The sequence below is a fragment of the Mycolicibacterium hippocampi genome (assembly GCF_010723735.1).
Lineage (GTDB): Bacteria > Actinomycetota > Actinomycetes > Mycobacteriales > Mycobacteriaceae > Mycobacterium > Mycobacterium hippocampi.
This window is the reverse complement of the sequence record NZ_BLLB01000002.1, coordinates 2,593,779-2,615,757: the sequence shown is the minus strand read 5'-3', so window position 1 is coordinate 2,615,757 and position 21,979 is coordinate 2,593,779. Positions and strand designations below refer to the sequence as shown.

General features: G+C 67.5%; 19 protein-coding genes and 1 tRNA gene. 8 read left to right on the top strand and 12 right to left on the bottom strand.

Annotated features, from left to right (window positions below):
* The first annotated feature begins 132 nt into the window (after nt 1-132).
* The gene (locus G6N53_RS13685) at nt 133-1,134 is read left to right on the top strand and encodes an IS481 family transposase (RefSeq protein WP_163889118.1); all 1,002 of its coding nucleotides are present in this window, start codon (nt 133-135) and stop codon (nt 1,132-1,134) included.
* Here the strand turns inward: G6N53_RS13685 and G6N53_RS13680 are convergent.
* Both G6N53_RS13680 and G6N53_RS13675 read right to left on the bottom strand, forming a co-directional pair.
* Nucleotides 1,131-1,775 (bottom strand): hypothetical protein, encoded by a 645-nt coding sequence (locus G6N53_RS13680; protein ID WP_163889116.1) that lies wholly within the window; start codon nt 1,773-1,775, stop codon nt 1,131-1,133. The genes G6N53_RS13685 and G6N53_RS13680 overlap by 4 nt on opposite strands.
* On the bottom strand, nt 1,772-2,659 hold the full coding sequence (locus G6N53_RS13675) for a universal stress protein (protein ID WP_163889113.1): 888 nt from the start codon (nt 2,657-2,659) through the stop codon (nt 1,772-1,774). Before G6N53_RS13675 ends, G6N53_RS13680 begins: the two co-directional genes overlap by 4 nt.
* 228 nt (nt 2,660-2,887) lie before the next feature.
* Here G6N53_RS13675 and idi point away from each other — a divergent pair, with 228 nt between their 5' ends.
* Nucleotides 2,888-3,433, top strand: a complete 546-nt coding sequence (idi, locus tag G6N53_RS13670; protein WP_163889111.1) for an isopentenyl-diphosphate Delta-isomerase — start codon at nt 2,888-2,890, stop codon at nt 3,431-3,433.
* Here idi and G6N53_RS13665 read toward each other — a convergent pair.
* The 5 genes from G6N53_RS13665 to G6N53_RS13645 form a co-directional block, all read right to left on the bottom strand.
* On the bottom strand, nt 3,430-4,380 hold the full coding sequence (locus tag G6N53_RS13665; protein WP_163889109.1) for a phytoene/squalene synthase family protein: 951 nt from the start codon (nt 4,378-4,380) through the stop codon (nt 3,430-3,432). The two genes, idi and G6N53_RS13665, sit on opposite strands and share 4 nt — an antisense overlap.
* Complete coding sequence (gene crtI / locus G6N53_RS13660) at nt 4,377-5,885, bottom strand: phytoene desaturase family protein (protein ID WP_163889107.1); 1,509 nt, start codon at nt 5,883-5,885, stop codon at nt 4,377-4,379. Before crtI ends, G6N53_RS13665 begins: the two co-directional genes overlap by 4 nt.
* Complete coding sequence (locus G6N53_RS13655; protein ID WP_237166516.1) at nt 5,885-7,042, bottom strand: polyprenyl synthetase family protein; 1,158 nt, start codon at nt 7,040-7,042, stop codon at nt 5,885-5,887. Before G6N53_RS13655 ends, crtI begins: the two co-directional genes overlap by 1 nt.
* A 68-nt stretch (nt 7,043-7,110) precedes the next feature.
* Nucleotides 7,111-9,528 (bottom strand): MMPL family transporter, encoded by a 2,418-nt coding sequence (locus tag G6N53_RS13650; RefSeq protein WP_163895858.1) that lies wholly within the window; start codon nt 9,526-9,528, stop codon nt 7,111-7,113.
* Between the two features lie 93 nt (nt 9,529-9,621).
* On the bottom strand, nt 9,622-10,977 hold the full coding sequence (locus G6N53_RS13645; RefSeq protein WP_163889105.1) for a diguanylate cyclase domain-containing protein: 1,356 nt from the start codon (nt 10,975-10,977) through the stop codon (nt 9,622-9,624).
* Nucleotides 10,978-11,247: 270 nt separating this feature from the next.
* On the opposite strand from G6N53_RS13645, the gene G6N53_RS13640 reads away from it, so the two are divergent.
* Nucleotides 11,248-12,711 carry a hypothetical protein gene (locus tag G6N53_RS13640; protein ID WP_163889103.1) on the top strand — a complete coding sequence of 488 codons (1,464 nt, stop codon included), beginning with the start codon at nt 11,248-11,250 and terminating at the stop codon, nt 12,709-12,711.
* 51 nt (nt 12,712-12,762) lie between these two features.
* Here G6N53_RS13640 and G6N53_RS13635 read toward each other — a convergent pair whose 3' ends face one another.
* The 5 genes from G6N53_RS13635 to pgm all read right to left on the bottom strand — a co-directional run bounded on the left by G6N53_RS13635 (nt 12,763) and on the right by pgm (nt 18,157).
* A complete protein-coding gene (locus G6N53_RS13635; RefSeq protein WP_163889101.1) occupies nt 12,763-14,658 on the bottom strand; it encodes a metallophosphoesterase family protein in 1,896 nt (631 codons plus the stop codon).
* Nucleotides 14,659-14,827: 169 nt separating this feature from the next.
* Nucleotides 14,828-15,085 (bottom strand): DUF3297 family protein, encoded by a 258-nt coding sequence (locus tag G6N53_RS13630; RefSeq protein ID WP_163889098.1) that lies wholly within the window; start codon nt 15,083-15,085, stop codon nt 14,828-14,830.
* Nucleotides 15,086-15,111: 26 nt separating this feature from the next.
* Nucleotides 15,112-15,187 (bottom strand) — tRNA-Ala (locus G6N53_RS13625).
* A gap of 56 nt (nt 15,188-15,243) precedes the next feature.
* Nucleotides 15,244-16,512, bottom strand: coding sequence for an MFS transporter (locus G6N53_RS13620; protein WP_163889096.1), 1,269 nt, complete (start codon nt 16,510-16,512; stop codon nt 15,244-15,246).
* A gap of 13 nt (nt 16,513-16,525) precedes the next feature.
* A complete protein-coding gene (gene pgm / locus G6N53_RS13615; RefSeq protein ID WP_163889094.1) occupies nt 16,526-18,157 on the bottom strand; it encodes a phosphoglucomutase (alpha-D-glucose-1,6-bisphosphate-dependent) in 1,632 nt (543 codons plus the stop codon).
* 72 nt (nt 18,158-18,229) lie between these two features.
* On the opposite strand from pgm, the gene crcB (G6N53_RS13610) reads away from it, so the two are divergent.
* The 5 genes from crcB (G6N53_RS13610) to mbtM are packed head-to-tail and all read left to right on the top strand — an operon-like array spanning nt 18,230 to nt 21,972.
* Nucleotides 18,230-18,625, top strand: a complete 396-nt coding sequence (gene crcB, locus G6N53_RS13610) for a fluoride efflux transporter CrcB (protein WP_163889092.1) — start codon at nt 18,230-18,232, stop codon at nt 18,623-18,625.
* Nucleotides 18,622-18,996 (top strand): fluoride efflux transporter CrcB, encoded by a 375-nt coding sequence (crcB, locus tag G6N53_RS13605; RefSeq protein ID WP_163889090.1) that lies wholly within the window; start codon nt 18,622-18,624, stop codon nt 18,994-18,996. The genes crcB (G6N53_RS13610) and crcB (G6N53_RS13605) overlap by 4 nt, the downstream gene beginning before the upstream one ends.
* 2 nt (nt 18,997-18,998) lie before the next feature.
* On the top strand, nt 18,999-20,084 hold the full coding sequence (locus tag G6N53_RS13600) for a putative PII-like signaling protein (protein WP_163889088.1): 1,086 nt from the start codon (nt 18,999-19,001) through the stop codon (nt 20,082-20,084).
* The gene (locus G6N53_RS13595; protein WP_264063484.1) at nt 20,081-20,401 is read left to right on the top strand and encodes an acyl carrier protein; all 321 of its coding nucleotides are present in this window, start codon (nt 20,081-20,083) and stop codon (nt 20,399-20,401) included. The genes G6N53_RS13600 and G6N53_RS13595 overlap by 4 nt, the downstream gene beginning before the upstream one ends.
* Complete coding sequence (gene mbtM / locus G6N53_RS13590) at nt 20,398-21,972, top strand: long-chain-fatty acid--ACP ligase MbtM (protein ID WP_163889084.1); 1,575 nt, start codon at nt 20,398-20,400, stop codon at nt 21,970-21,972. Before G6N53_RS13595 ends, mbtM begins: the two co-directional genes overlap by 4 nt.
* The last annotated feature ends 7 nt before the right edge of the window (nt 21,973-21,979 follow it).

Below are 21,979 nucleotides of genomic sequence, written 5' to 3'. Positions count from 1 at the left end.
CTACATATCAGCTGTTGCGGGTCATGACGTTGTAGACGCCGACACGGGTTGAGGTGTCTAGGGGACGGGTTCTTCGGCGGCAGGATGAGAAATCGCCAAACCCCTCGTCCTGAGAACCGAAGGAACCCGTCCATGACCCACGGTAATGCCCCGTTGTCTGTTGAAGGCCGGCGCCGACTCGTCGCTCGGTGTGCTGATCGTCCGATCGCCCATGTGGCCGCTGAGATGGGAATCTCGCGGGCCTGTGCCAGTAAGTGGGTCAACCGGTTCCGCCAGTTCGGGGAGATCGGCCTGCTCGACCGTTCCTGTGCTCCACACCACCAGCCCACCGCGACCGCCGCGGAGCTTGTCGTCGAGATCGAGGCGCTACGGCGCACCCGGAAGTGGTCGGCGTCGCGGATCGCCTTCGAGCTGGGCCGCCAGGGCGTGCTGGTCAGTCGGCGGACCGTGAGCAGACATCTGGTGGGCTTGGGCTTGAACCGGCGCCGGTTCATCGACCCCAATGGTGACCTGAATCGAGTGCCGCGACCCATCGTGGCGCGCCGGCCGGGTCACATGGTCCACGTCGACGTGAAGAAAGTCGGCCGCATCCCCGACGGTGGCGGCTGGCGTGTGCACGGCAAGGGCAGCGCCCAGGCTAAGGCGGTCGCCTCGGCCACCAAAGCCGGCACCCGGGCCGGGTATGTCTATCTGCACTCCGCGGTCGACGGCTACTCCAGGCTGGCCTACACCGAAGCACTCGACGACGAACGAGCAGTCACGGCAATCGGATTCGTACACCGAGCCCGCGTATGGTTCGCCGCTCACGGCATCAACCACATCCAGCGGATCGTCACCGACAACGGCTCCTGCTACCGAGCCAAGGACTTCGACCACGTCCTGCACGGCGCCCGGCATCAATTCATCACGCCCTACACCCCACGCCACAACGGCAAGGTCGAGCGCTACAACCGGATCCTGGCCGAAGAGTTCCTCTATGCCCGAATCTGGACCTCAGAAACCCAACGAGCCGACGCACTCAAGGTCTGGAACATCCACTTCAACTACCATCGACCACACTCTGCCGCCGCAGGTCAGCCACCAGCATCACGACTCGCCACCGGCGTCACCAACGTCATGGCCTCATACAGCTAGCTCGCCTCGCCCCACGCCTGCTGCTCGGCGCGGCGGCGGATGCCGAGCAGCATCTTGCGCTCCATCACGAAGTGCGCGATGTCGTAGATCGGGTTGCCTCCGAAGCCACCGTTGCCGCGGGCCAGCAACCGGGTCCGCCGGCCTTCCGGAAGAAGATGGAAAGACCAACTGCCCGACGCTTTTTCGCCGCGTTGTAGCCGTTCGTAGTCCTCGGGCGACATCAGCACCAGATGGGATTTCGGCACCGCGGCGGCGACCACCTGTCTCCCCCTGTCGCCGCCGCGGCGAGCCAGCCATACGGTGTCACCGACCTGAACGTCCTGCCATTCCGGATGGATGACATTGGCGTTGTGGATGTCTGCGCCCACCGCACGTTCGAGAAAGCTGTAGCTGTAGAACCCGCCACGGTTCTCGCCGATCTGCGCCAGCCACGGCCAGATCGCCTCCGGGCCGGCGTCGACGGTGACCGCACGGGTGGTGCGGGGTCCGTCGGTGTCGACCAGCTCGTCACCGGGAAGCCCCTGGGCCATCTCCTCCCGCGATGCGCCCCAGAAGTACATCCAGGGCCGGACGCGGGTCTGATAGCCGATGGCCAGGCCCACCAACGCCATCGCCGTGGCCAGGCGACCCCTCGCAGTCATTTCCGTCTCGCCACGATCACCGGCATCCGCGCCGATTGCACCACCTGGGAACCGACCGAACCGAGCAGCATTCCGGCGAATCCGCCCCGGCCGTGGCTGCCCACGACCAGCAACTGCGCCTGGCCTGCTTCCTCCAAGAGCCGGTGACCCGGCCGGTCGCGGTGTACCACCCGGCGCACCGTGACATCGGGATAGCGCTCCTGCCAGCCGGCCAGCCGCTCGGCCAGCACCATCTCCTCCTCGGGCTGGATCTCGCTCCATCCGACGCCGGGCAGTTCGTAGCCGGCGTCGCTCCAGGTGTGCACGGCGACCAGGTCGACACGGCGGCGCGATGCCTCGTCGAACGCGATCTCGGTGGCGTGCTCGGAGGCCGGAGAGCCGTCGATGCCGACGACCACCGGCGCCCTGTCAGGATGCGGTATCAACGGGTCTTCGTCGTGGATCACCGCCACCGGGCAGTGCGCGTGCTGCACCAACCCGGTGCTGACCGACCCGAGCAGCCGTCGCTCCCACTTCCCCAGCCCGCGACTACCGACGACGATCATGTCGGCGTCCTTGGTGAGGTCCGCCAGCGCCGGGATGGCCTGGCCGGTGACGATCTTCTGGTCGACACGGACCGGCTGCCCGCCTTCGGTGGCGGCCTCGACGACTGCCACCGCGTCGGCGAGGATCTCCCGCGCCGCCTTCTGTTCGTCCTCAACGAACGCCGGTGGCAGGGGGACCTGGATCCATGCTTGAACCGCGGCCCCGGGCAGCACGTGCACCAGCGTGAGCGGGACGCACCGCAATGCCGCGTCGCGCGCGGCCCAGTCGACGGCCACTCGGGAACCTGCCGAGCCGTCGACGCCGACAACGATGCCGAGAGGTGCTGGTTGGGTGGACATCGGTGTGTCTCCTCACATGTGTAGCGGACGATGCCGCCGATACCTCGACGCTATCGCCGGACCGCATCGCGGTATAGGGGGCGAGGGTCCACGCTACGGTGGGACGAAAGTCCTTCCGGCCGGTCCGCCCAATCCGCCTCGGGGGCGGCAACGAATCGTTCAATAGCATCGGCAGCATCGGCTGAATATGCCTTCGTGTCCCTTCGAGCGCTCTTGCGGGTGGTGTCCATGAACTCGGTAACTGGTCAGGAGCTCGTCGTTCTGCTCGACGATGCGGGCCGCAGCATCGGCACGGCGTGCAAATCGGAGGTCCACCACGGCTCGACGCCGCTGCACCTGGCGTTCTCCTGTTATCTGTTCGACGACGCCGGCAGGGTGCTGCTGACCCGCAGGGCCCTGCACAAGCGCGCGTTTCCGGGGATCTGGACCAACTCGTTCTGCGGCCACCCTGGCCCCGAGGAGGCGATGGACGACGCCGTCGTACGTCGGGCCCGCCAGGAGCTCGGGGTCGGCATCGCCCGACTGCACTGCGTGCTGCCGGATTTTCGCTACCAGGCCGTTGATGCCCAGGGCATCGTGGAGAACGAGGTCTGCCCGGTTTTCTGCGCCCGCACGGTCGGCCCGGTGAGCGCCGACCCCGACGAGATCATGGACTCCGCGTGGGTGCCGTGGGATGACCTGCGTACTCCTGCGCGGTTGCCGTGGGCACTGAGTCCCTGGGCGATCGAACAGATCCCGCTGCTCGATGACGCAGGTGTCGACCAGTACAACTAGGCGCATTCACCGCCGTGCCGCAGGCGGGCGTTCCAGGACCGGACGATGCCGCCGGCGGCGACGGTGAGTCGCCGGGCGTTGCCGACGGTGGCCCGTTGACCGAAGATCTGGAAATCCATCTCCTCGATGCGCTCGAGGATCTCCGAGTACAACGTCAACGCCGCAGCCACGCATGGGCGTGACGTCGGGGCCAGCATGCCAAGCCCCGGCTCGGCTTCGGAATACACCTTCCGCGCCGCGGCGTGCTGCTCCATCAGAGCCCGTCGCACCCGCGATTCGGTGCGCCCGTTGTCCTGGCACCAGTTCAGCAGCTCGCGGTCGACGCCGTGTGCCGCGAGTTCATCGGCGGGCAGGTAGATCCGGCCTCGCCGCAGGTCTTCGTCGACGTCCCGGATGAAGTTGGTGAGCTGGAAGGCTTTTCCGAGCGCCGCCGCGTGCGGGGCGGCGTCCTCCCGCGGTCCGCAGGTGCCGAGCACGGGCAGCAGCTGGAGGCCGATCACCTCGGCAGACCCGTACATGTAACGCTCCAGCGCGGCACGATCCGGATAGTCGGTGACGGTGAGGTCCATCCGCATCGCCGCCAGGAAATCGTCGAACAGTCCCCAGCCGATGTCGTACTTGCGCGCGGTGTGCACCACCGCCGTCAACGTCGGGTCGTCATCACACGGTTGGTTCTGGACCAGCGCGTTGAACAGTCGGGTGGACAGTGACTGGAGTTCGTCGGCGCGCGCTTCGCTGCCACGAGCGTCGAAGTCGTCCAGGATGTCATCGGCACGCCGGGCGAACCCGTAGAGTGCGTGCACTGCCGGACGCTGTCGGGGCGCCAGCAGCCGGGTGGCCAGGAAGAAGGTCTTGCCGTGCCGGGCGTTGATCTCCCGGCATCGTCGAAACGCCTCGCGCAGTGAGGGGTCCCGCACACCGGCGGCATCGAGCTCGGATCCGATCATCGTTGATACACCTCGCGTTCCGGACGACGGGTGGTTACTCCGGTGATCCGGTCGGCGGCCAGCCGCCCGGACAGGATCGCGGTGGGCACCCCCACCCCCGGCACGGTCGATGAGCCGGCCAACACCACGTTGTCGACACCGCGCACGGTGTTCGCCGGGCGGAACGGCCCGGTCTGGGCGAAGGTGTGCGCAAGTGCGAACGGGGTGCCCGCAGCCATGCCCTGCCGGCCCCAGTCGGCCGGCGTCACCACCCGCAGCAGCTCGACGTCGTCTCCGAGTTCGGGCAGCCGCGCGGTGACCGCGCCCAACATCTCGTCGACGTAGGCCGTCCCGGCGGCATCCCAGTTGACCTGCCCAACTTGGGTGTTCGGTGCAGGAGCCAGTACGTAGAGCAGATCGCGGCCCGGCGGCGCGAGGCTCGGGTCACTGGCCGTGGGTCGCGTCACGAGCAGCGACGGATCCCCCATCACGCGGCCGTCGTCGATGATGTCACGGAAGGTCTGATGCCAGGCGTCGCCGAACAGGATGCTGTGGTGGCCGACTCGGTCATCGGCTGCGCGACAACCGACGTGGGCCACCACCGCCGAAGGGGCCGGCCGTAGTTTGAGCAGCCGGCGTGGCGTGTGACCCAACAGTCGATACGTGTCGGGCAGCTCGGTGGTGAGCACCACGGCGTCGGCAGGCACGCGGTGCCCGGACGTGGTGTGCACGCCGGTGACCCGCGATCCGCTCCATTCGAGATCGGAAACCGCTGACTCATACACGAATTCGACCCCTGCAGCGGCCGCTGCGGCCGCCATCGCATCCGGCAGCGCCCGCATGCCGCCGCGTGGGAAGTACACCCCGGCGATGGTGTCCATGTAGGCGATCACGGCATACACCGCCAGGGCACCCTGTGGCGGCACGCCGGCATACAGCGCCTGGAAGGTGAACACCCGTTGCAGTCGTTCGTCGGTCAGGAACCGGCGAATCACCTTCTCCCAGCGCCTGAATCCGCCCATCGCGGCCAACCGGGCCAGCTGCGGAGTCACCAGTGAAAGCGGTGAGTCGAAGTTGGCGGCGATGAACCCGTCGAACTCGGTGCGGTACAGCTCGGTCAACCAGGCACGCAGCCGCAGGTAGGCGTCTGCCTCCCGGGGGCCGGAGAAGCGGGCGACCTCGGTGAACATCGCGTCCGCATCGGTGTGCACTGCCAACGTGCTCCCGTCGGCGAACATCGCCTGGTAGGCCGGGTGTACCGGCATCAGGTCCAGACGGTCGGTCAGCGATTCGCCGACGGCGGCCATGGCGTCGTCGATGATGTCCGGCATCGTCAGCACCGTGGGTCCGGTGTCCAGGCGGTAGCCGGCGATGTCGGCGCGTCCCACCCGGCCACCGGGAACCGCTTCACGTTCGACGACGGTGACATTGCGACCGCGCCCCGCCAGATACAGCGCGGCGGACAATCCGGACAACCCGGCCCCGACCACAACGACTCGGTCGGTTCTTCCCTCGAAACTACGCATCACGCAGCCCTTTCGGTGCACAGCACGGCCATGTCTTCAAGTGCCGCACGGGTCTTTTCGGGAATCTGGACAGAGCCGAGGCGGTCCAGCGCGTGGGTCAGACGTTCGGCGATGACCTGTTCGATCCACTGCACGGCCCCGCTGGCGGTGATCAACGTCCGCCACCGTTCGGTGTCTGTTGAGCTCAGCTCGCGGGTGCTCATCAGCTCGGAGAGCTGGTGCCGCAGACCGGCGTCGGCCAGCTGATGGGCAGCGACGACGACGCTGGTCGCCTTCTGCGCCGCCAGGTCGGTGCCCACCGACTTACCGGTGAGCGTGGGCGAGCCGAACACCCCGAGCAGGTCGTCCCGCAGTTGGAAGGCCTCTCCGATGGCTGCCCCGTACCCGCCGAGAGCGTCGACGACATCGGGCGGGCACCCCGACATCGCCGCGCCGATCTCCAGGGGGCGACGCACGGTGTAGTTGCCCGACTTTCGCCTCAACACGTCGAGGACCTCGTCGAGCGTCGGGAAGGCGTGTGCATCGTTGACCAGATCGGCGAACTGCCCGATGGCGAGTTCGATCCGCATGTCGTCGTAGTGGGGCCACACCCGCGCGAGGGCGTCGGCGCCTATGCCGCTCTCGCGCAGCATCTTGCCCGCCCACACCAGGCACAGATCACCGAGGAGCACGGCGGCCGATTCACCGAACCGGGCCGAGGCGCCGGTCAGCCCACGGTCGCGGTGCCAGCGGCTGAACATCACGTGCGCGGCGGGCCGCCCCCGCCGCAGCGTCGATTCGTCCATGACGTCGTCCTGCATCAGCGCGAACGCATGGAACAGTTCCAGGCTGGCCGACGCGCGCAGCGCCGCTTCGTCCTCCTGTGCTCCACACAGCCAGCCGAGGTACATGAACGTCGAGCGCACGTACTTGCCGCCGTCGACGAACCCGGACAGGATCTCGCCGGCCACGTCGACCTTGGCCGCACCGAGGTCGTCGCGGCACTGACCGGCCACGAACTCACCGAGGTGTGACCGCACCGCGCCGCGAATGTCGTCGCGCCAGCGAATCGGTACCGGCGTACCGGTTCGGCCCCGGCGCCCGCGGATGTGCCGGTGCGGCGGGATCATCGCACGGGTCCCACCGTCACCACCGCTCAACAACACGTCCTCCCGCACGACACTGGGAAGGCACCTCGAAGATGTGGATCTCGCACGTTCGGCAACTCAGCGCTCCCCAATCACACTCAGTCCGGCTCTCTGTCGGTCACACCGCGCCCGCACCATTGCGGACCCCGCGTCCGTAGGTCATTCGGCGCCGGGTGCGCTTTGGTTGGGTTGACGAGCAGGAAAGTTTTCGCTGGGTCCGTGACCTGCGCTTTTGCCAGCGGACCAGGCTTCATCTTCTCGACGTTGACCTCGACTTTGACCTCGACGCCGACCTTGGCGTCGCCCCCGAGCCTGCGGTGCAGACGCGCCAGCGGTTGCGGTGCCCACCAGTTCCAGCGCCCCATGCCCCGCATGAAGGCCGGCACCAGAACCAGCCGGACCAGGGTGGCGTCGACCAGTATCGCCAGGGTCAGCCCCACCCCGAACATCCGCATGAACGACACCTGCGAGGCGATCAGAGCGGCGAACGAGATCGACATCACCAGCGCGGCCGCCGTGATGACCCGCCCGGTGTGCGCCAGGCCGAGGGCCACGCTCTCGTGGTTGTCTGCCAGCGTGCGCCCGCTTGCCAGCCAGTACTCCCGAATCCGGGCGATCAGGAAGACCTCGTAGTCCATCGACAGGCCGAACGCGATGCAGAACAACAGGATGGGCATCGTGGCGACCAACGTGCCGGTGGGTGTGGTTCCGAAGGCGCCGAGGTGACCTTCCTGAAAGATCCACACCAACGCGCCGAAGGCTGCGGTCAGCGAAAGAACGTTCAGCACAAGCGCTTTGACCGGCAGGATGAGACTTCCGGTGAGCAGGAACAGAAGCGCGAAGGTGACCACCGCGATCACGGCCAGAACCACCGGCACCCGGGACGTGATCGCCGCGACGCTGTCGCGGTTCACCTGCGCCATGCCGGCGAACTCGACGAGGCGTCCGCCGGGCGTGCCGACCTCGTGCAACCGGTCGAGCTGAGCTTCCGATGCCGCCGAGAACAACAGCGCCTCGGTGGTCACGGTCAGGAACGCGCTGCCATCGGCCTGCGCTGCGGCAGCCACCGGTGCACCGATCCTGGTCCCCTCGGCGAAAGCGCCAGTGGGGGCGCTGACCGCTGCGACGTCGGCCACGGTCGACAGCCGCGCGGCGTAACGTTCGATCTCTTGCGGGGCCAGACCCGCAGCGTCCGGTATCACGATGGTCACCGCGGTCGCCGAATCGTCGGCGAAGCCCTCGCGCATCCGATCACCGACCTGGTGGGCCGAGGCGGACTGCGGGAGCACCCGGTCATCGGGAAAACCCCAGGTGATCCCCAGGAACGGCAGACCGGCGACGATCAGCACCGCAGAGCCGGCCAGGCCGACGGGCAACGCGCGTCGCATCACCGAGATCGTCCATCGGTACCAGAAGCGTTGCGGTACCGGGGTGGGCGGCGGCTCGCCGCGGCCGCGAAGCCGCCGAATCCCGCGGCGCACGTCCCAGGCGTCCAGGCGGTCGCCGAGCAACACGATCGCCGCCGGCGTGACGACCAGCGCCGCCACCGCGCACAGGGCGACGGTGGCGATGCCGGCGTAAGCGAACGACTTGAGGAAGTACATCGGGAAAAGGACCATCGCGGCCAACGACAGCGCCACCGTCGTCGCCGAGAACACCACGGTGCGCCCCGCGGTGAGCATCGTCTGGACCAGCGCCTGCTCTCGTGGTGCGCCGGCGGAGATCTCGTCGCGGTAGCGGCTGACGATCAGCAACGTGTAGTCGATGGCCAGCGCCAGCCCCAGTGCGGTCGAGAGGTTCAGGGCGAAGATCGACACGTCGGTGGCCGACGCGATGAGACGCAGGACCGCCAACGAGCCGACGATCGCCAGCCCACCGACCATCACCGGCAGCACCGCCGCCAGCAGTCCCCCGAACACCCACACCAGCACCACGAAGCTGATCGGAATCGCGATCGCCTCCATCAGCAGCACGTCGCGGCCGGTCTGCGAGGTGATCTGGGCGAACACCGTCGCCGACCCGCCCGCCTGCACGGTGACGTCGGGGTGGCGGAGCTGCACGAAATCGGCGACGGCGTCCGTCATCGCCTGAGCCCGCGCGGGTGCCTGCTTCTCGCCCCCGGCGATGCCCGCGACGACCAGACCCGACTTCCCGTCGACACTGATCAGGTTGCCGGCCGCCGGTTCGGGTGCGGTCCAGGCAGAGATCACCCCGGTCACGTGTGGCTCGTCGTCGAGGTAGTCGGCGATCTCGGTGCCCGCAGCGCGCGCGCCCGCGCCGACCACCCCGTCCGGGGCGGTGACCATGAAGATGAGCTGGATGTCGGACTGGCCGAACTTGTCGCTCAGCAGTTGGGCCGCCCGCGCCGATTCCGCTGCGGGGTCCTGGAATCCGCCGGCGGAGAGGCTCTTGGTCACCGGCAGGGCGAACACCCCGGCGAGGACCATCAACAGCGCGGTGACAGCGAGGACGCGGCGTGGTGCAGCGATGGCCAACCCGGCGATCCGGTGCAGCACGTTCGCCCTCTCTGGGACGGCTGCCTGGGTGACCGCCGGATCCATGTGGTGGATTCGGCGCTGTCGGCCGTTTGGATCGGTCGCGGGGGCACGTTACGGGTTCTGCTCGAAATAAGCTTTGTCGTCTGGGCCTCGGGCCTTGGCCCGATACATCGCGGTATCGGCGTCCCGGAGCACTTCGGCGAGACTTCGACGATCGGCGCGGGACACCGTCGTGATCCCGATGCTCGCCCCGATCTGCAGGGTCAGCGTCCCGATGACGATGTCCGCGGAAAGGACGTCGTGAAGCCGGGCGGCGAGGGCTTCGACCTCATCGCCGCTCGTGGGTCCTATCATCAGCACGACGAACTCGTCGCCACCGATACGCGCGACGAGATCGGACGGTCTCATCGCCGACTGCATCCGCTGCGCGGCGACCCGAAGCACGTCGTCACCGACCGGGTGACCATGACTGTCGTTCACCGATTTCATCCTGTCGAGATCGACGAACAGCACCGCGGAGAGGCGACCTTCTCCGCTTTCCGCAAGACCCGCGGCGGCCTGGTTGAGCGCGTGCACCCGATTGGGCAGGGCGGTGAGCCAGTCATGGGTGGCGTCGTACTGCAGGCGTTCCCGGGCGTCGTGGTGCTCGGTGATGTCGGTGAAGGAGAACAGCACCGACGAGTTCTGGGGGTCGGTCGGATCGATCAGGCAACCGCGCCCGGTGATCCAAACCCGTTTGCCGTCGACTCGATCGACGCCGACGACGTCCCCGCCGAGGCTCAGCCCGGTCCGCTGGATCCACCGGATCGGATGCGCATCCGCACTGATCTGTTGGCCTCCAGCGTTGAACAGCGGAAGATCGATCCCACTGTTGCTGTGGTGCACACCGACGAGATCCCCTGCCTCGCTGCCCAGAATGCGGCGCGCGGCTGCGTTGGTGAACTCGAAGCGGCCGTCGCTGCCCATGATCACCACGCCGTCGTGCAGAAGGTCAAGCACCGCGCGGAACCGCTGATCCGCGGTCTCCGTCATTGGTACGGACTCGGCGCCGATCTCGCGGGCCGACAGCGGGACTCGGTCGAAGATGACCTCATACGTCGGTCCGTCGTCGGTCTTCCTCACCGCGGCGACGGAGTGCGCAGCCAACGTGGTGCCGTCGACACGGAGCAGAGTGACCTCGGACGGTTCGGAGACGTCGCCGTCCCCGAGCAGATCGGCAAGACGGGCGTGCACCCCGGCCAGCGAATCGGGATGGATGAAGTCCGTGATCGGGTGTCCGACGATCTGCGCCTCCGTTGCCGCTGCGAGAACGCGGACCGCGGCCGGGTTGACGTAGACCACCGTCTGACCGTCGTGCACACACACCGGCGCCGGGCTGCGGTCCAGCAACCGGCGGTAATCCGCTTCGGCGCTTCGCTGATCGTGGCCGGGATCGTGGCCGGGCGTCATCGGTCCGGCGCCCCGCATCGTGTCTTCACCACAACCCTTTTCGGCACATGCTCCCCCGTCAACGGCATGCGACCCCACGCCCGCTGATCCGCTGCTGCGGTGTCAGGCTAACAAGTGGCAGACCCTGAAGCAGCGGGGCTGCCACATCGTCGAGGGAGCGGCCGTCGGAGTGAAACAAGGTTAGGCAGGCTGGATAGGTAGCTCTTGTAGGTGAGGTAAGCCTCGGCTAACCTCCCGTCTGGCCCGTAGTGGCTATCCGTCCCGTTGTGACTATTCAGGAGTTCCGCCGTGCTATTAGCCCTTCGTGCCGACTCAGACCGCAGCTTCTGGTCTGCGCCGTCGCCATCCAATCCCCGCGACAAGAGATTGCTGCTGGCCGGTGTCGCGATCGCGGGCGCCTCGGTCATCGCCATCAACCCGGTGGCGCCCACCCTGCCCGCCGTGCAGGACCGCGCCGTTGAGCTCTCGGCGTGGATCGACCCGATCGGCGTGGTGGGAGACACGATCACCACCACCGTCGAGAACGTCGGCACCCGAGGCAACGAAGTCTTCAGCGAAGGCCTGCCCGCGGCGTGGGAGATCATCTCCAACTCGTCGCTGTACACCGAGATCGCCGAAGCGGTCTTCAACCCGTTCCCCGGCTTGGAGCAGTTCTTCACCAACCTGCCGACCTACGCTGCCACCATCGGCGCAGGCCTCGAGGAAGCGAACGCAGGCCTGACCGACCATTTCGCCGAGTTGCCGGTTGCGTTGGAAGAGGCGTGGGACTTCGCGCTGCAAGGTCAGTTCACCCAGGCGTTCGCGAAGGTAGTGAGCTGGGGCATCTTCGGTCTGGGCTATTCGGCGTGGCCGCTGGCGCCCGCCTTCGAGATCCCCGGCCAGATCGCGCGCGACTTCGGCGCGCCGACCGTCGGGGTGGTTCTGGACGCGCTGTTCGTCGGCGACACCACGACAACCGGATACGCGTACTCGCTGCTCGGCCCGCCGCTCACCGCGATGTACCAGCTGACCGACATCATGAACGTCATCTCCGGGTCGCTGTACGAGGGCGACTTGGTCACCGCGGTCAGCGAGGTGATCAACGCCCCGGCCAAGGTCCTCAACGCGTTCCTCAACGGCTACCAGGCCAGCATCTCCCCCGAATGGGAAACATTCCCGGGACTGTTCACCGAAGGTGGTCCGATCGACGCCTTCTTCGTCCAACTCCCCAAGACGATCGCGGCGGCACTCGCCGCTGCGTCGGAGGAGGACTCGGAGACCGAGACGACCGATGAGGGCACCGACGTCTCATCGGCCGAACTCGTCGCCGACGCCGACCTGGTGACGCTGAACGTCAGCGCCGAAACCAGCGCGGAGGGCACCGCTGAGGCTGATGCCACGGAGGGCGAACCGACCGAGCCGGCCGGCGAAGTGGTGCCGGCGACCACCGACGAGGAGACCACCGAGGAATCCTCCGAGGAAGAGACCGAGGAGGCTACCGAAGAGGCGACCGACACGGTGACGGAGACGGACGAAAGCACCGAAGAGGGTGCCGACGCCGATGAGGTCACCGAGGACGAGGCCGACGACGACAGTGCGACCGACGCCGACGCCGACGCCGATTCCGATGCCGATGCCGATAAGGGCGAGAAGAAGCGGGACGGCGGCAAGTCCGACGACAGCAAGTCGGGTGACAGCAAGTCCGACTCCAAGTCGGACAGCAAGTCCGACACCAGCAAGTCGGGCACCAGCAAGTCGGGCAGCGACGACTAACCAGGATCGATCAAACGCGCGGCCCCCTCGCCGAGGCGAGGGGGCCGTTCGTCACTGGCGGCGCAGGCTGAATTCGTCGAACTTCACCGCTCCGTTCTGCGTGTCCCGCATGTCCACATACCAGCTCGTCACTGTGCCGGTGCCGGTGTCGAGCGCCTGGAATACCACCATGTTGTTGTCGGCGATGAACGGCAACGGCCTGCCGTCGGCGCTGCGAAGCGGCGCGATGGTGGGCACCACCGGTTCGAGGCCGCCGGGATTGCCCTGCGCCAGGTAGTTTTCGGCATGCCACGGCTCGGGCGGAATTTCGCGGCTCTCGCCCGAGAGGGCGTGGAAGGCACCGTAACTGTTGCCGGTGTTGGACGCCTCCAGATAGTTGACCCCGTTCGCGGAGACGAACCTGTTCCACAGGTGGCTGTGTCCGCTGTAAACCAGGTCGACCCCCGCCTGCTCGAAGAGTGGCTGCACGTCGCGCAACAGGATGTCCTCCGCCGCCGGGTACTCGTAGCGGGCGCCGCCGGGCGCCCCTCGGTCGCCTGGCTCCTCGATACGTTCGGGGTGGGTGAACGGCGGTGTCGCGTTGTCGCCGAGGCCCTGCGGACCTTCGTGCATCATCACCACCGTGTACTTGGCGTCGCGGAACGCCGCCGAATTCAGTTCCCGGACCAGCCAGTCATGCTGCAGCGACCCGACGGCGAGGTCTTCGAAGATGAACTCGCCGTAGCCCTGGGCCAGGCGGTCGTCCAGGTCGGCTCGAGCCTCCTGGTAGCGGCTGGTGGCGGTGCGGACGCTCGGGTCGGGGTCGGCCTCGGTGGAGCGCCAGATGCGGGTCGCGAACAGGGAGACCAGACGCACGTCCCCGACGGTGGTGGCGTAATACCGCTCGCCTCCGGTGTCCGACGTCGGAAGCGAGAAGATCTCCTCATAGGTGGCGGTCGAGAACGAATTGTCAGCAATCCATTGGGCTTTGACCAACGGATCACCCGTCGGGTTGACGACATCGGAGACCTTGCCGTACTCGGCTTCGGCCACGGCACGGGGCACTGGGTTGTTGAAGGAATCGTCGAGAGAGGTGTGCGCTGACCTGCGGCCCTGCACCTCGTGGTTGCCGATCGCCGGGTAGATGGGGGCATGCTGGATCACCTCGCCGCCGCGGTAGACCTTGCCGTCGGTGGCCCCGCGCGCGCCGTTGCCCTGAAGCGCTGGGAAGAAGGCCGACCCACGACGATCGTCGAACCACTCCGAAGCCCGGTCGGGAGTGTTCACCAGGTCACCAGGCAAGAAGACGGCGTCGATTCGGCCGAGCTCCGCGGTGATCGTCGCGGTCGCCAACTCGAGGTTGGCCGGCGTATTGACCTTCGCCTGGTGATCCGAGGTCAGCATGATCACCGCCGGCTCACCGGACCCGAGTGCTCCGCGGAGACTGAAGGCGCCCGAGCCGATCAGGTCGTCGCCCCGGGTGCTGACGACGCGGTACGGATGGCGGCCGGGCCCCGGGACGGCGACGGCGGCGTGGTGCCGGAAGACTTCCCGCCCAGCGATGCCGGAGGAAGGCTTCTCATCGGCGTGCAGTTCCGACGCGCCGTCCTCGGCAACGCGCGACAGCCGGAGGGATTCCGCCGGGGACACGGTGACTCCAGCCACGTCACCTCCTGTGACCGCGTCCCGCAACTCGGCTTCCGTCATCGCACCGACGCGGTCCCCAACGAGCACGTGATGCGTATCGCCGGCAAATCCGGTGAACCATGCCACTTCGACGGAGTCCTCGGCCGGTTGTTGCAGGAAAGGGTCGGTGAGCAACTCCAGCGACCCGACCGGCTCTGCCGATGCCGGCGTCGGTTCCGGCTCGCTGTCACACCCTCCGATGAAGCCCGCAACCGATGCGGTCACGATGACGGCACGGGCAACGTGTGACAGCGACGAGTGGTGCGGGCGCACGGGAACCATCTTTCCTGCGAGTGACGCGTCCCGCCGCATGGAAACCCGACTACCAGAGGATTGTCACCCGCAGTACACCGGAAAGCCGCTCGGGAAGAAGGCCACGCCGAGGCGCTGGAGACCCTCGAGCGGCTGATCGCTCCGTCCGCTGCTAGCAACGGATACGGTGCGTCGCGCGCTATTCTTCGGGGCGAAAATAGGGTTCGACCGTGCCGCTGAGCTTGACGACCATAGGATTTCCGCGACGATCCTTGGCGGTGGGAACCTCAACACGCACCCAACCCTCGGCCACGTTGTATTCGACAACATTGGTTTTCTCGACGCCGTTGAAGCGAATACCCACGTCCCGGCTGAGCACCTCTTCGTCATAGCCAGGGCTTCTCGGATCAATGGAGAGGTGATTGGGTGGAACGTCGGAGATCTGGTCCTCGGACATGATGGCTTTCGTTGAATGCTGTTCCCTGGTGGAGCTAAGGGGATTCGAACCCCTGACCCCCACACTGCCAGTGTGGTGCGCTACCAACTGCGCCATAGCCCCTAGATGTTGTGCTCATCGAAGTTACACCACCCGCGGTGGCCGTTCAAAATCGCAGGTCACGGTACTTCCCCGCCGGCTTCGGGGCCCAGCGGACGGACCTGCGTGTGCTCGGTGTCAGTCCGCGGCCGGGTTTCCGGGGCGAAGATCCAGCCCACCGCCGCGATGCCGAGGATCAGCCCGCTGACCAGGAACGCCCACCCGAAGGAGGTGTACTGGGCGATCAGGCCCACCAGCAGCGATCCGCCGATCGAGCCGAAATCCGCCATCATCTGGAAGGTGGCGACCGCCGACCCGCCCCGCGACTTGTTGCCCAGCACGTCGGCAACGGCGGCCTGCTGCGGTGAGATGAAGATGCCGGTCGCCGCACCGGCGATGACGGCAGCGACCAGGAACACCGGCAGTGAGGTGGTGAATCCCACCAGCGCGGTCGACACCGCCGCCAGCGCCAACCCGAAGATCAACAGCTTGCGGCGCCCCAGGCGGTCCGACAGATATCCACTGGGGATGACGACCGAGATGTTTCCCACCGCGAAGGCGGTCAGCGCAAGACCGGCCGCGCCCGGCCCGCCGCCGAGCACCTCCACCACGAACAACGGCACCAACGCTATCCGCAGACCGAATGACGCCCACCCGGTGGCGAAGTTGGAGAACAACGCAGCCCGATAGGCCCGGTGCCGGAACACCGTCCGGAGCGGCACCGGCGGCGCCGCCTCTTCGTCAGCTTGGGCGACAACGGCGGAATTGCGCAGGCTGACAAAAACGACGGTCGCGGCGACCAACAGCGCAGCGCCGTAGATCAGGAACGGTGCCGACAGACCGAACCCGACGGTCAGGCTCCCCAGGATCGGCCCGCCCACCGAGCCGAACATGAACCCCGACGAGAACAGCCCGGCGACGCGGCCACGCGCGTCGGGCGGGGAGATCCGGATCATCAATCCCAGCGACGACACCGTGAACATCGCCGACCCGACTCCGCCCAGGGAGCGGAAAAACAGGAGTTGCCAGTATGTTTCGGCGAACGCGCACGCCGCGGTCGACAGGGCGACGATGACGAGTCCGCTGATGTAGACCTTCCGCTCCCCCAGGCGCTGGACCATCCAGCCGGCCGGCGGCGCCCCCACCAGTCGCATGACGGCGAACGCGGTGATGACGAATGTCGCGAGGCTGATGCTGACTCCGAAGTGACGTGCGTACTGCGGCAGCACCGGCGCCACCACGCCGTAGCCGAGCGCCACGACAACGTTGGCGAATACCAGGACCCAGACTTCACGGGGAAGTCGGCGTTTGGTCTTGTCCTGACACTCGCCCTCCGGGCGCGAACTCAAGCTTTGACCTTGTTCACGAAATGACCTTGTTGACCACTTCGCGGGCGGCGTCCTGCACCTCGGCGAGATGCTCGGGTCCGCGGAACGATTCGGCGTAGATCTTGTACACGTCCTCGGTTCCCGACGGCCGCGCGGCGAACCACGCGTTCTCGGTCGTCACCTTGAGCCCGCCCAACGGGGCGCCGTTGCCGGGCGCCGTCGTCAGCTTCGCGGTGATCGGCTCCCCGGCCAGCTCGGTGGCGGTGACCTGCTCGGCTGACAGCTTGGCCAGCCGTGCCTTCTGCTCGCGATCGGCCGGGGCGTCGACCCGGGCGTACGTGGGGGCGCCGTACTTTTCGGCCAGCGTGGCGTACCGCTGCGATGGCGTCGAACCGGTCACGGCAAGCATCTCCGCAGCCAGCAGCGCCAGGATGATGCCGTCCTTGTCGGTGGTCCACACCGATCCATCGCGGCGCAGGAAGGACGCCCCGGCGCTCTCCTCGCCACCGAAGCCGATGGTGCCGCCGATCAGGCCGTCGACGAACCACTTGAAGCCGACCGGCACCTCCACCAGTTCGCGACCCAGACCGGTCACCACCCGGTCGATGATCGACGAACTCACCGCCGTCTTGCCGACCGCGATCGAGGCGGGCCAGTCCGGACGGTTGGAGTACAGGTAGTCGATCGCCACCGCGAGGTAGTGGTTCGGGTTCATCAGGCCGCCGTCGGGCGTGACGATGCCGTGCCGGTCGGCGTCGGGGTCGTTACCGGTGGCGATCTGGTAGTTCCCGATGCCGCCGATGAGCGAGGCCATCGCGTTGGGCGAGCTGCAGTCCATCCGGATCTTGCCGTCGGTGTCCAGCGTCATGAACCGCCACGCGGCGTCGACGAGCGGGTTGACGACCGTCAGCTCCAGGTTGTGCCGCTCGGCGATGGCACCCCAGTAGTCGACGCTGGCACCGCCGAGCGGATCGGCACCGATGCGGATGCCCTGCGCGCTGATCGCGTGCATGTCCACGACGTTGGGTAGATCGGCGACGTAGGCGTCGAGATAGTCGTGGCGCTGGGCGGTGCCCAACGCTCTGGCCAACGGCACCCGCTTGACCGCTTTGAGGCCGTCGCGCAGGATCTCGTTGGCGCGCTTTGCGATGACGCCGGTGGCGTCGCCGTCGGCCGGGCCGCCGTTGGGCGGGTTGTACTTGAACCCGCCGTCACGGGGCGGGTTGTGCGACGGCGTGACGACGATGCCATCCGCCAGACCGGTGTCGCGGCCCCGATTGAACGCCAGGATCGCGTGGCTGACCGCCGGCGTCGGGGTGTAGCGGTCTGCCGAATCCACCATGGCGACAACGTCGTTGGCGGCCAGCACCTCCAGCGCGGAAACCCACGCCGGCTCCGACAGTGCGTGGGTGTCGCGCCCGATGAACAACGGACCTGTGGTGCCCTGTGCGGCCCGGTATTCGGCGATGGCCTGGGTGGTGGCCAGGATGTGCGCCTCGTTGAACGCTGCGTCCAGACTGGATCCGCGGTGTCCCGAGGTGCCGAACGCCACCTGCTGGTCGACGTCGTCGGGGTCGGGGTCGACGGTGTAGTACGCCGTCACCACCGCAGCCACATCGATGAGATCCTCGGGTTGCGCCAACTGGCCGGCACGCGGGTTCGCCATGGTCTCGATTGTGCTACGTCTGCCTCCGGTAAAGAACACTGGAGCACGACCGAGCAGGCATACTCCTCGGACATGGCCTACGACCGGCGGGAACTCGCCGCGGTGTTCGTCGGAGGCGCCTTGGGCGCGTTCTCCCGTGCCGCGTTCGAGACGTTGGCGGCCCCGGACCCCGGACGATGGCCGTGGCCGACGTTCGTCGTCAACATCGTCGGCGCGTTCCTACTCGGCTACTTCACCACGCGGTTGTTGGAGCGGCTGCCGCTGTCCAGCTACCGGCGCCCACTGTTGGGCACCGGGTTGTGCGGTGGCCTGACGACCTTCTCGACGATGCAGGTGGAGACCATTTCGATGATCGAGCACGGTCACTACGCGCTGGCGGTCGGCTACACCGCCGGAAGCATCTCGGCCGGCCTGGTCGCGGTGTATGTCGCGACGATGCTGGTACGACGGGTCCGGGTGCTGCGGTGAACGTCCTGGTCTGGAGCGGCGTGCTGGTCCTCGGCGGCCTCGGCGCGGTGGCACGTTTCCTGGTGGACCGCAGTGTGGCGCGCCGTACCGCAGGCTCGTTCCCGTTCGGCACCCTGGTGGTCAACCTCAGCGGCGCGCTGGTACTCGGCTTCCTCACCGGTCTGGCGCTGCCCCATGAGGTCGCCCTGTTGGCCGGAACGGCTCTGATCGGCTCCTACACCACGTTCTCGACCTGGATGCTGGAGACCCAACGCCTCGGCGAGGAACGTCAGGCCAGGCACGCGGCGGCCAACATCTTCGTCAGCGTCTCGCTGGGCCTGATGGCGGCGGCCGCCGGAATGTGGCTGGGAATGGCTGTGAACGGGAACTGATCGTGAACGAGAACTGTCTGAAACTGACGACGTACTTCGGCGAGCGCCAGCGCACCGACGGGCACTTTCTCGCCGAGGCGCTGCTCGACCTGTACGACCGCGAATGCGTGGCCATCAGCATCATGCTGCGCGGCTCAGCCGGTTTCGGGCCGCGTCATCTACTGCGCACCGACAGTTCCCTGAGCCTGTCCGAAGACCCGCCGGTGGCCGTGGCGGCCGTCGACACGGACGTCAAGATCTCGGGCCTGGTGGATGCGGTCGTCGGCCTCACACCGCGCGGGCTCGTGACGGTGGAACGAGCGCGCCTGATCGGCGGCGAACGCGAGGGTCACGGCTTCGCGATGGCCTCGGCACTCCACGATGGCGTCAAACTGACGGTCTACGTCGGTCGACAGGAACGCGTGCAGCGTCGGCCGGCCTACCTCGCCGTTTGCGACCTGCTGTTCCGGCACGGACTCGACGGGGCGTCCACCTTCCTGGGGGTGGACGGCACCGTCAACGGAGACCGCCACCGCGCCGGCTTTTTCGGCCGCAACGTCGACGTACCGGTGATGATCATCGCCGTCGGCAGCGCGGACAGCGTCGGCGGCGCAGTGTCTGAACTCGACGGCCTGCTGAGCCGGCCACTGATGACGATCGAACGCGTTCGAGTGTGCAAGCGCGATGGCAGTCTGTTGGCCCGGCCGGACCATCTCCCCGGCACCGACGGCAAAGGCCGGGCCTTGCACCAGAAGCTGATGGTGTACACCTCGGAGGACTCGCTCTACGACGGGGTACCTGTCCATCGCGCGCTGATCCGACGGTTGCGTGCAACCCAGGGCGCCAGTGGCGCAACAGCATTGCGCGGCATATGGGGCTTCCACGGCGGTGACCCACCCCATGGGGACCGGTTCCTGCAACTCGGCCGGGGCGTTCCGGTGACGACGATCGTGGTGGATACCCCGGGCAGCATTGCTCGAAGTTTCGAGATCGTCGACGAGATCACGCAGCAGCACGGCTTGGTGACCAGTGAGATGGTGCCGGCGCGAGCCTCGATCGACGAGAACAGGCCACCAGGCACCGTCGAGCTGGCCAGTTACGACTACTGAGGACCAACCGGGGTAAGCGTAGCCTACCTTTACTTCGGGGTGTAACGTCCCACCGCATGGAGACGTCAACCCCGGAAGCCGTCAGCGCGGCCCTCGAGGAGATCCTGCGCGACGACCTGAATGTCGACACCGGTCGGGTGACCCGCGAGTCACGGCTGATCGACGACGTCGGCCTGGATTCGGTGGCTTTCGCGGTCGGCATGGTGGCCATCGAAGACAAGATCGGCGTGGCGTTGTCCGAAGAGGATCTGCTGACCTGCGATACGGTCGGCGACCTGGAGGAGGCAATCCTGGCGAAGGTGCCGGCCGACCGGTGAGCGCGCTCGCGACCGCACTGTCGCAGGCGATGACGACGTCCACGAACAATCTCGTGGTGCTCGACCGCGCCAGCGGACAGTGGACTCCCCATCCGTGGCAGGAGGTCCATGCCCGGGCCGAGAACATCGCCGACCGGATCCTCGACGGCCCCGCCGGCGCCGTCGGCCTCGTCGGTGAGCCCACCGTGGAGTTCGTCGCGGCGATCCAGGGTGCATGGCTGGCCGGCCGTTCGCTGTCGGTGCTTCCCGGCCCCATCCGTGGCGCCGATGCCCAGCAGTGGGCCCGCACCACCGCAGAGAGATTCGACGGCATCGGGGTCACCCAGGTGTTCAGTCTCGATCCACACCTGGACCCCCTGCGCGCCAACGGCACCCGCCTGACCGTCCACGACGTCGTCGCCGTCGGCCACCAGCAGCGCTCCTCGACTTTCGCTCAGCAGGCGACAGCCGAGGGCACCCCGGCGGTCCTGCAGGGCACCGCAGGTTCCACCGGAACTCCGCGCACCGCCGTGCTGTCGCCCGAGGCGGTCATGGACAATGTCACCGGACTGCGCACGCACACCGGGGTGTCCCCCGGTCACGACGTCGGGTGTACCTGGTTGCCGCTGTACCACGACATGGGTTTGACGTTCCTGCTCACCGGCGCCATCAGCGGCGCCGAGATGTGGTTGGCACCCACGGCGGCCTTCGCCGCGTCCCCGTTCCGGTGGCTCAGCTGGCTGTCGAAGAGCCGCGCAACCGTCACCGCCGCACCGAATTTCGCGTACTCGGTACTCGGCAAGTACGCCCGACGGGTGCCCGACGTCGACCTCGGCAGCCTGCGATTCGCCATCAACGGTGGCGAACCCATCGACTGTGCGGGGTTGGAGCTGTTCCTGACCGAGATGGCCCGCTTCGGCCTCGATCCGCACGCCGCCGCACCCTCCTACGGGCTGGCCGAATCCACCTGCGCCGTCACCTCCCCCCGTCCGGGAACAGGGTTGGAAGTCCACGAGATCCTGGATCCGGCAACCGATTCGGTCAGCCGGCACGCTGTCCTCGGCACCGCCATCCCCGGCATGGAGTTGCGGATCGCCCCGACCGACCACTCCCAGGGCGGTGCCGAGATCGGCGAGGTCGAGATCCGGGGCACCTCGATGATGTCGGGCTATCTCGGCCAGGCGCCGCTGGTGCCCGGCGAGTGGTTCCCCACCGGGGACCTGGGCTATCTGACCGACGCCGGGCTGGTGGTGTGCGGACGGATCAAGGAACTGATCACGGTGGCGGGACGCAACCTGTTTCCCAGTGAGATCGAACGCGTCGCCGCCCAGGTGCGCGGCGTCCGCGAGGGCGCCGTCGTCGCGGTGGGCACCGAAGGCGACTCGGCGCGCCAGGGGCTGGTCATCGCCGCAGAGTTCCGCGGACCCGACGAGGCCGGAGCGCGAGCCGATCTGGTGCAGCGGGTCGCGTCTCAGTGCGGCGTGGTACCTGCGGAGGTGGTGTTCCTCACGCCCGGGTCGCTGCCCCGCACGTCGTCGGGCAAGCTCCGCCGGCTCGAAGTCAAACAGAACCTGCAGGCGGTGCGCGCGTGACCGCGTC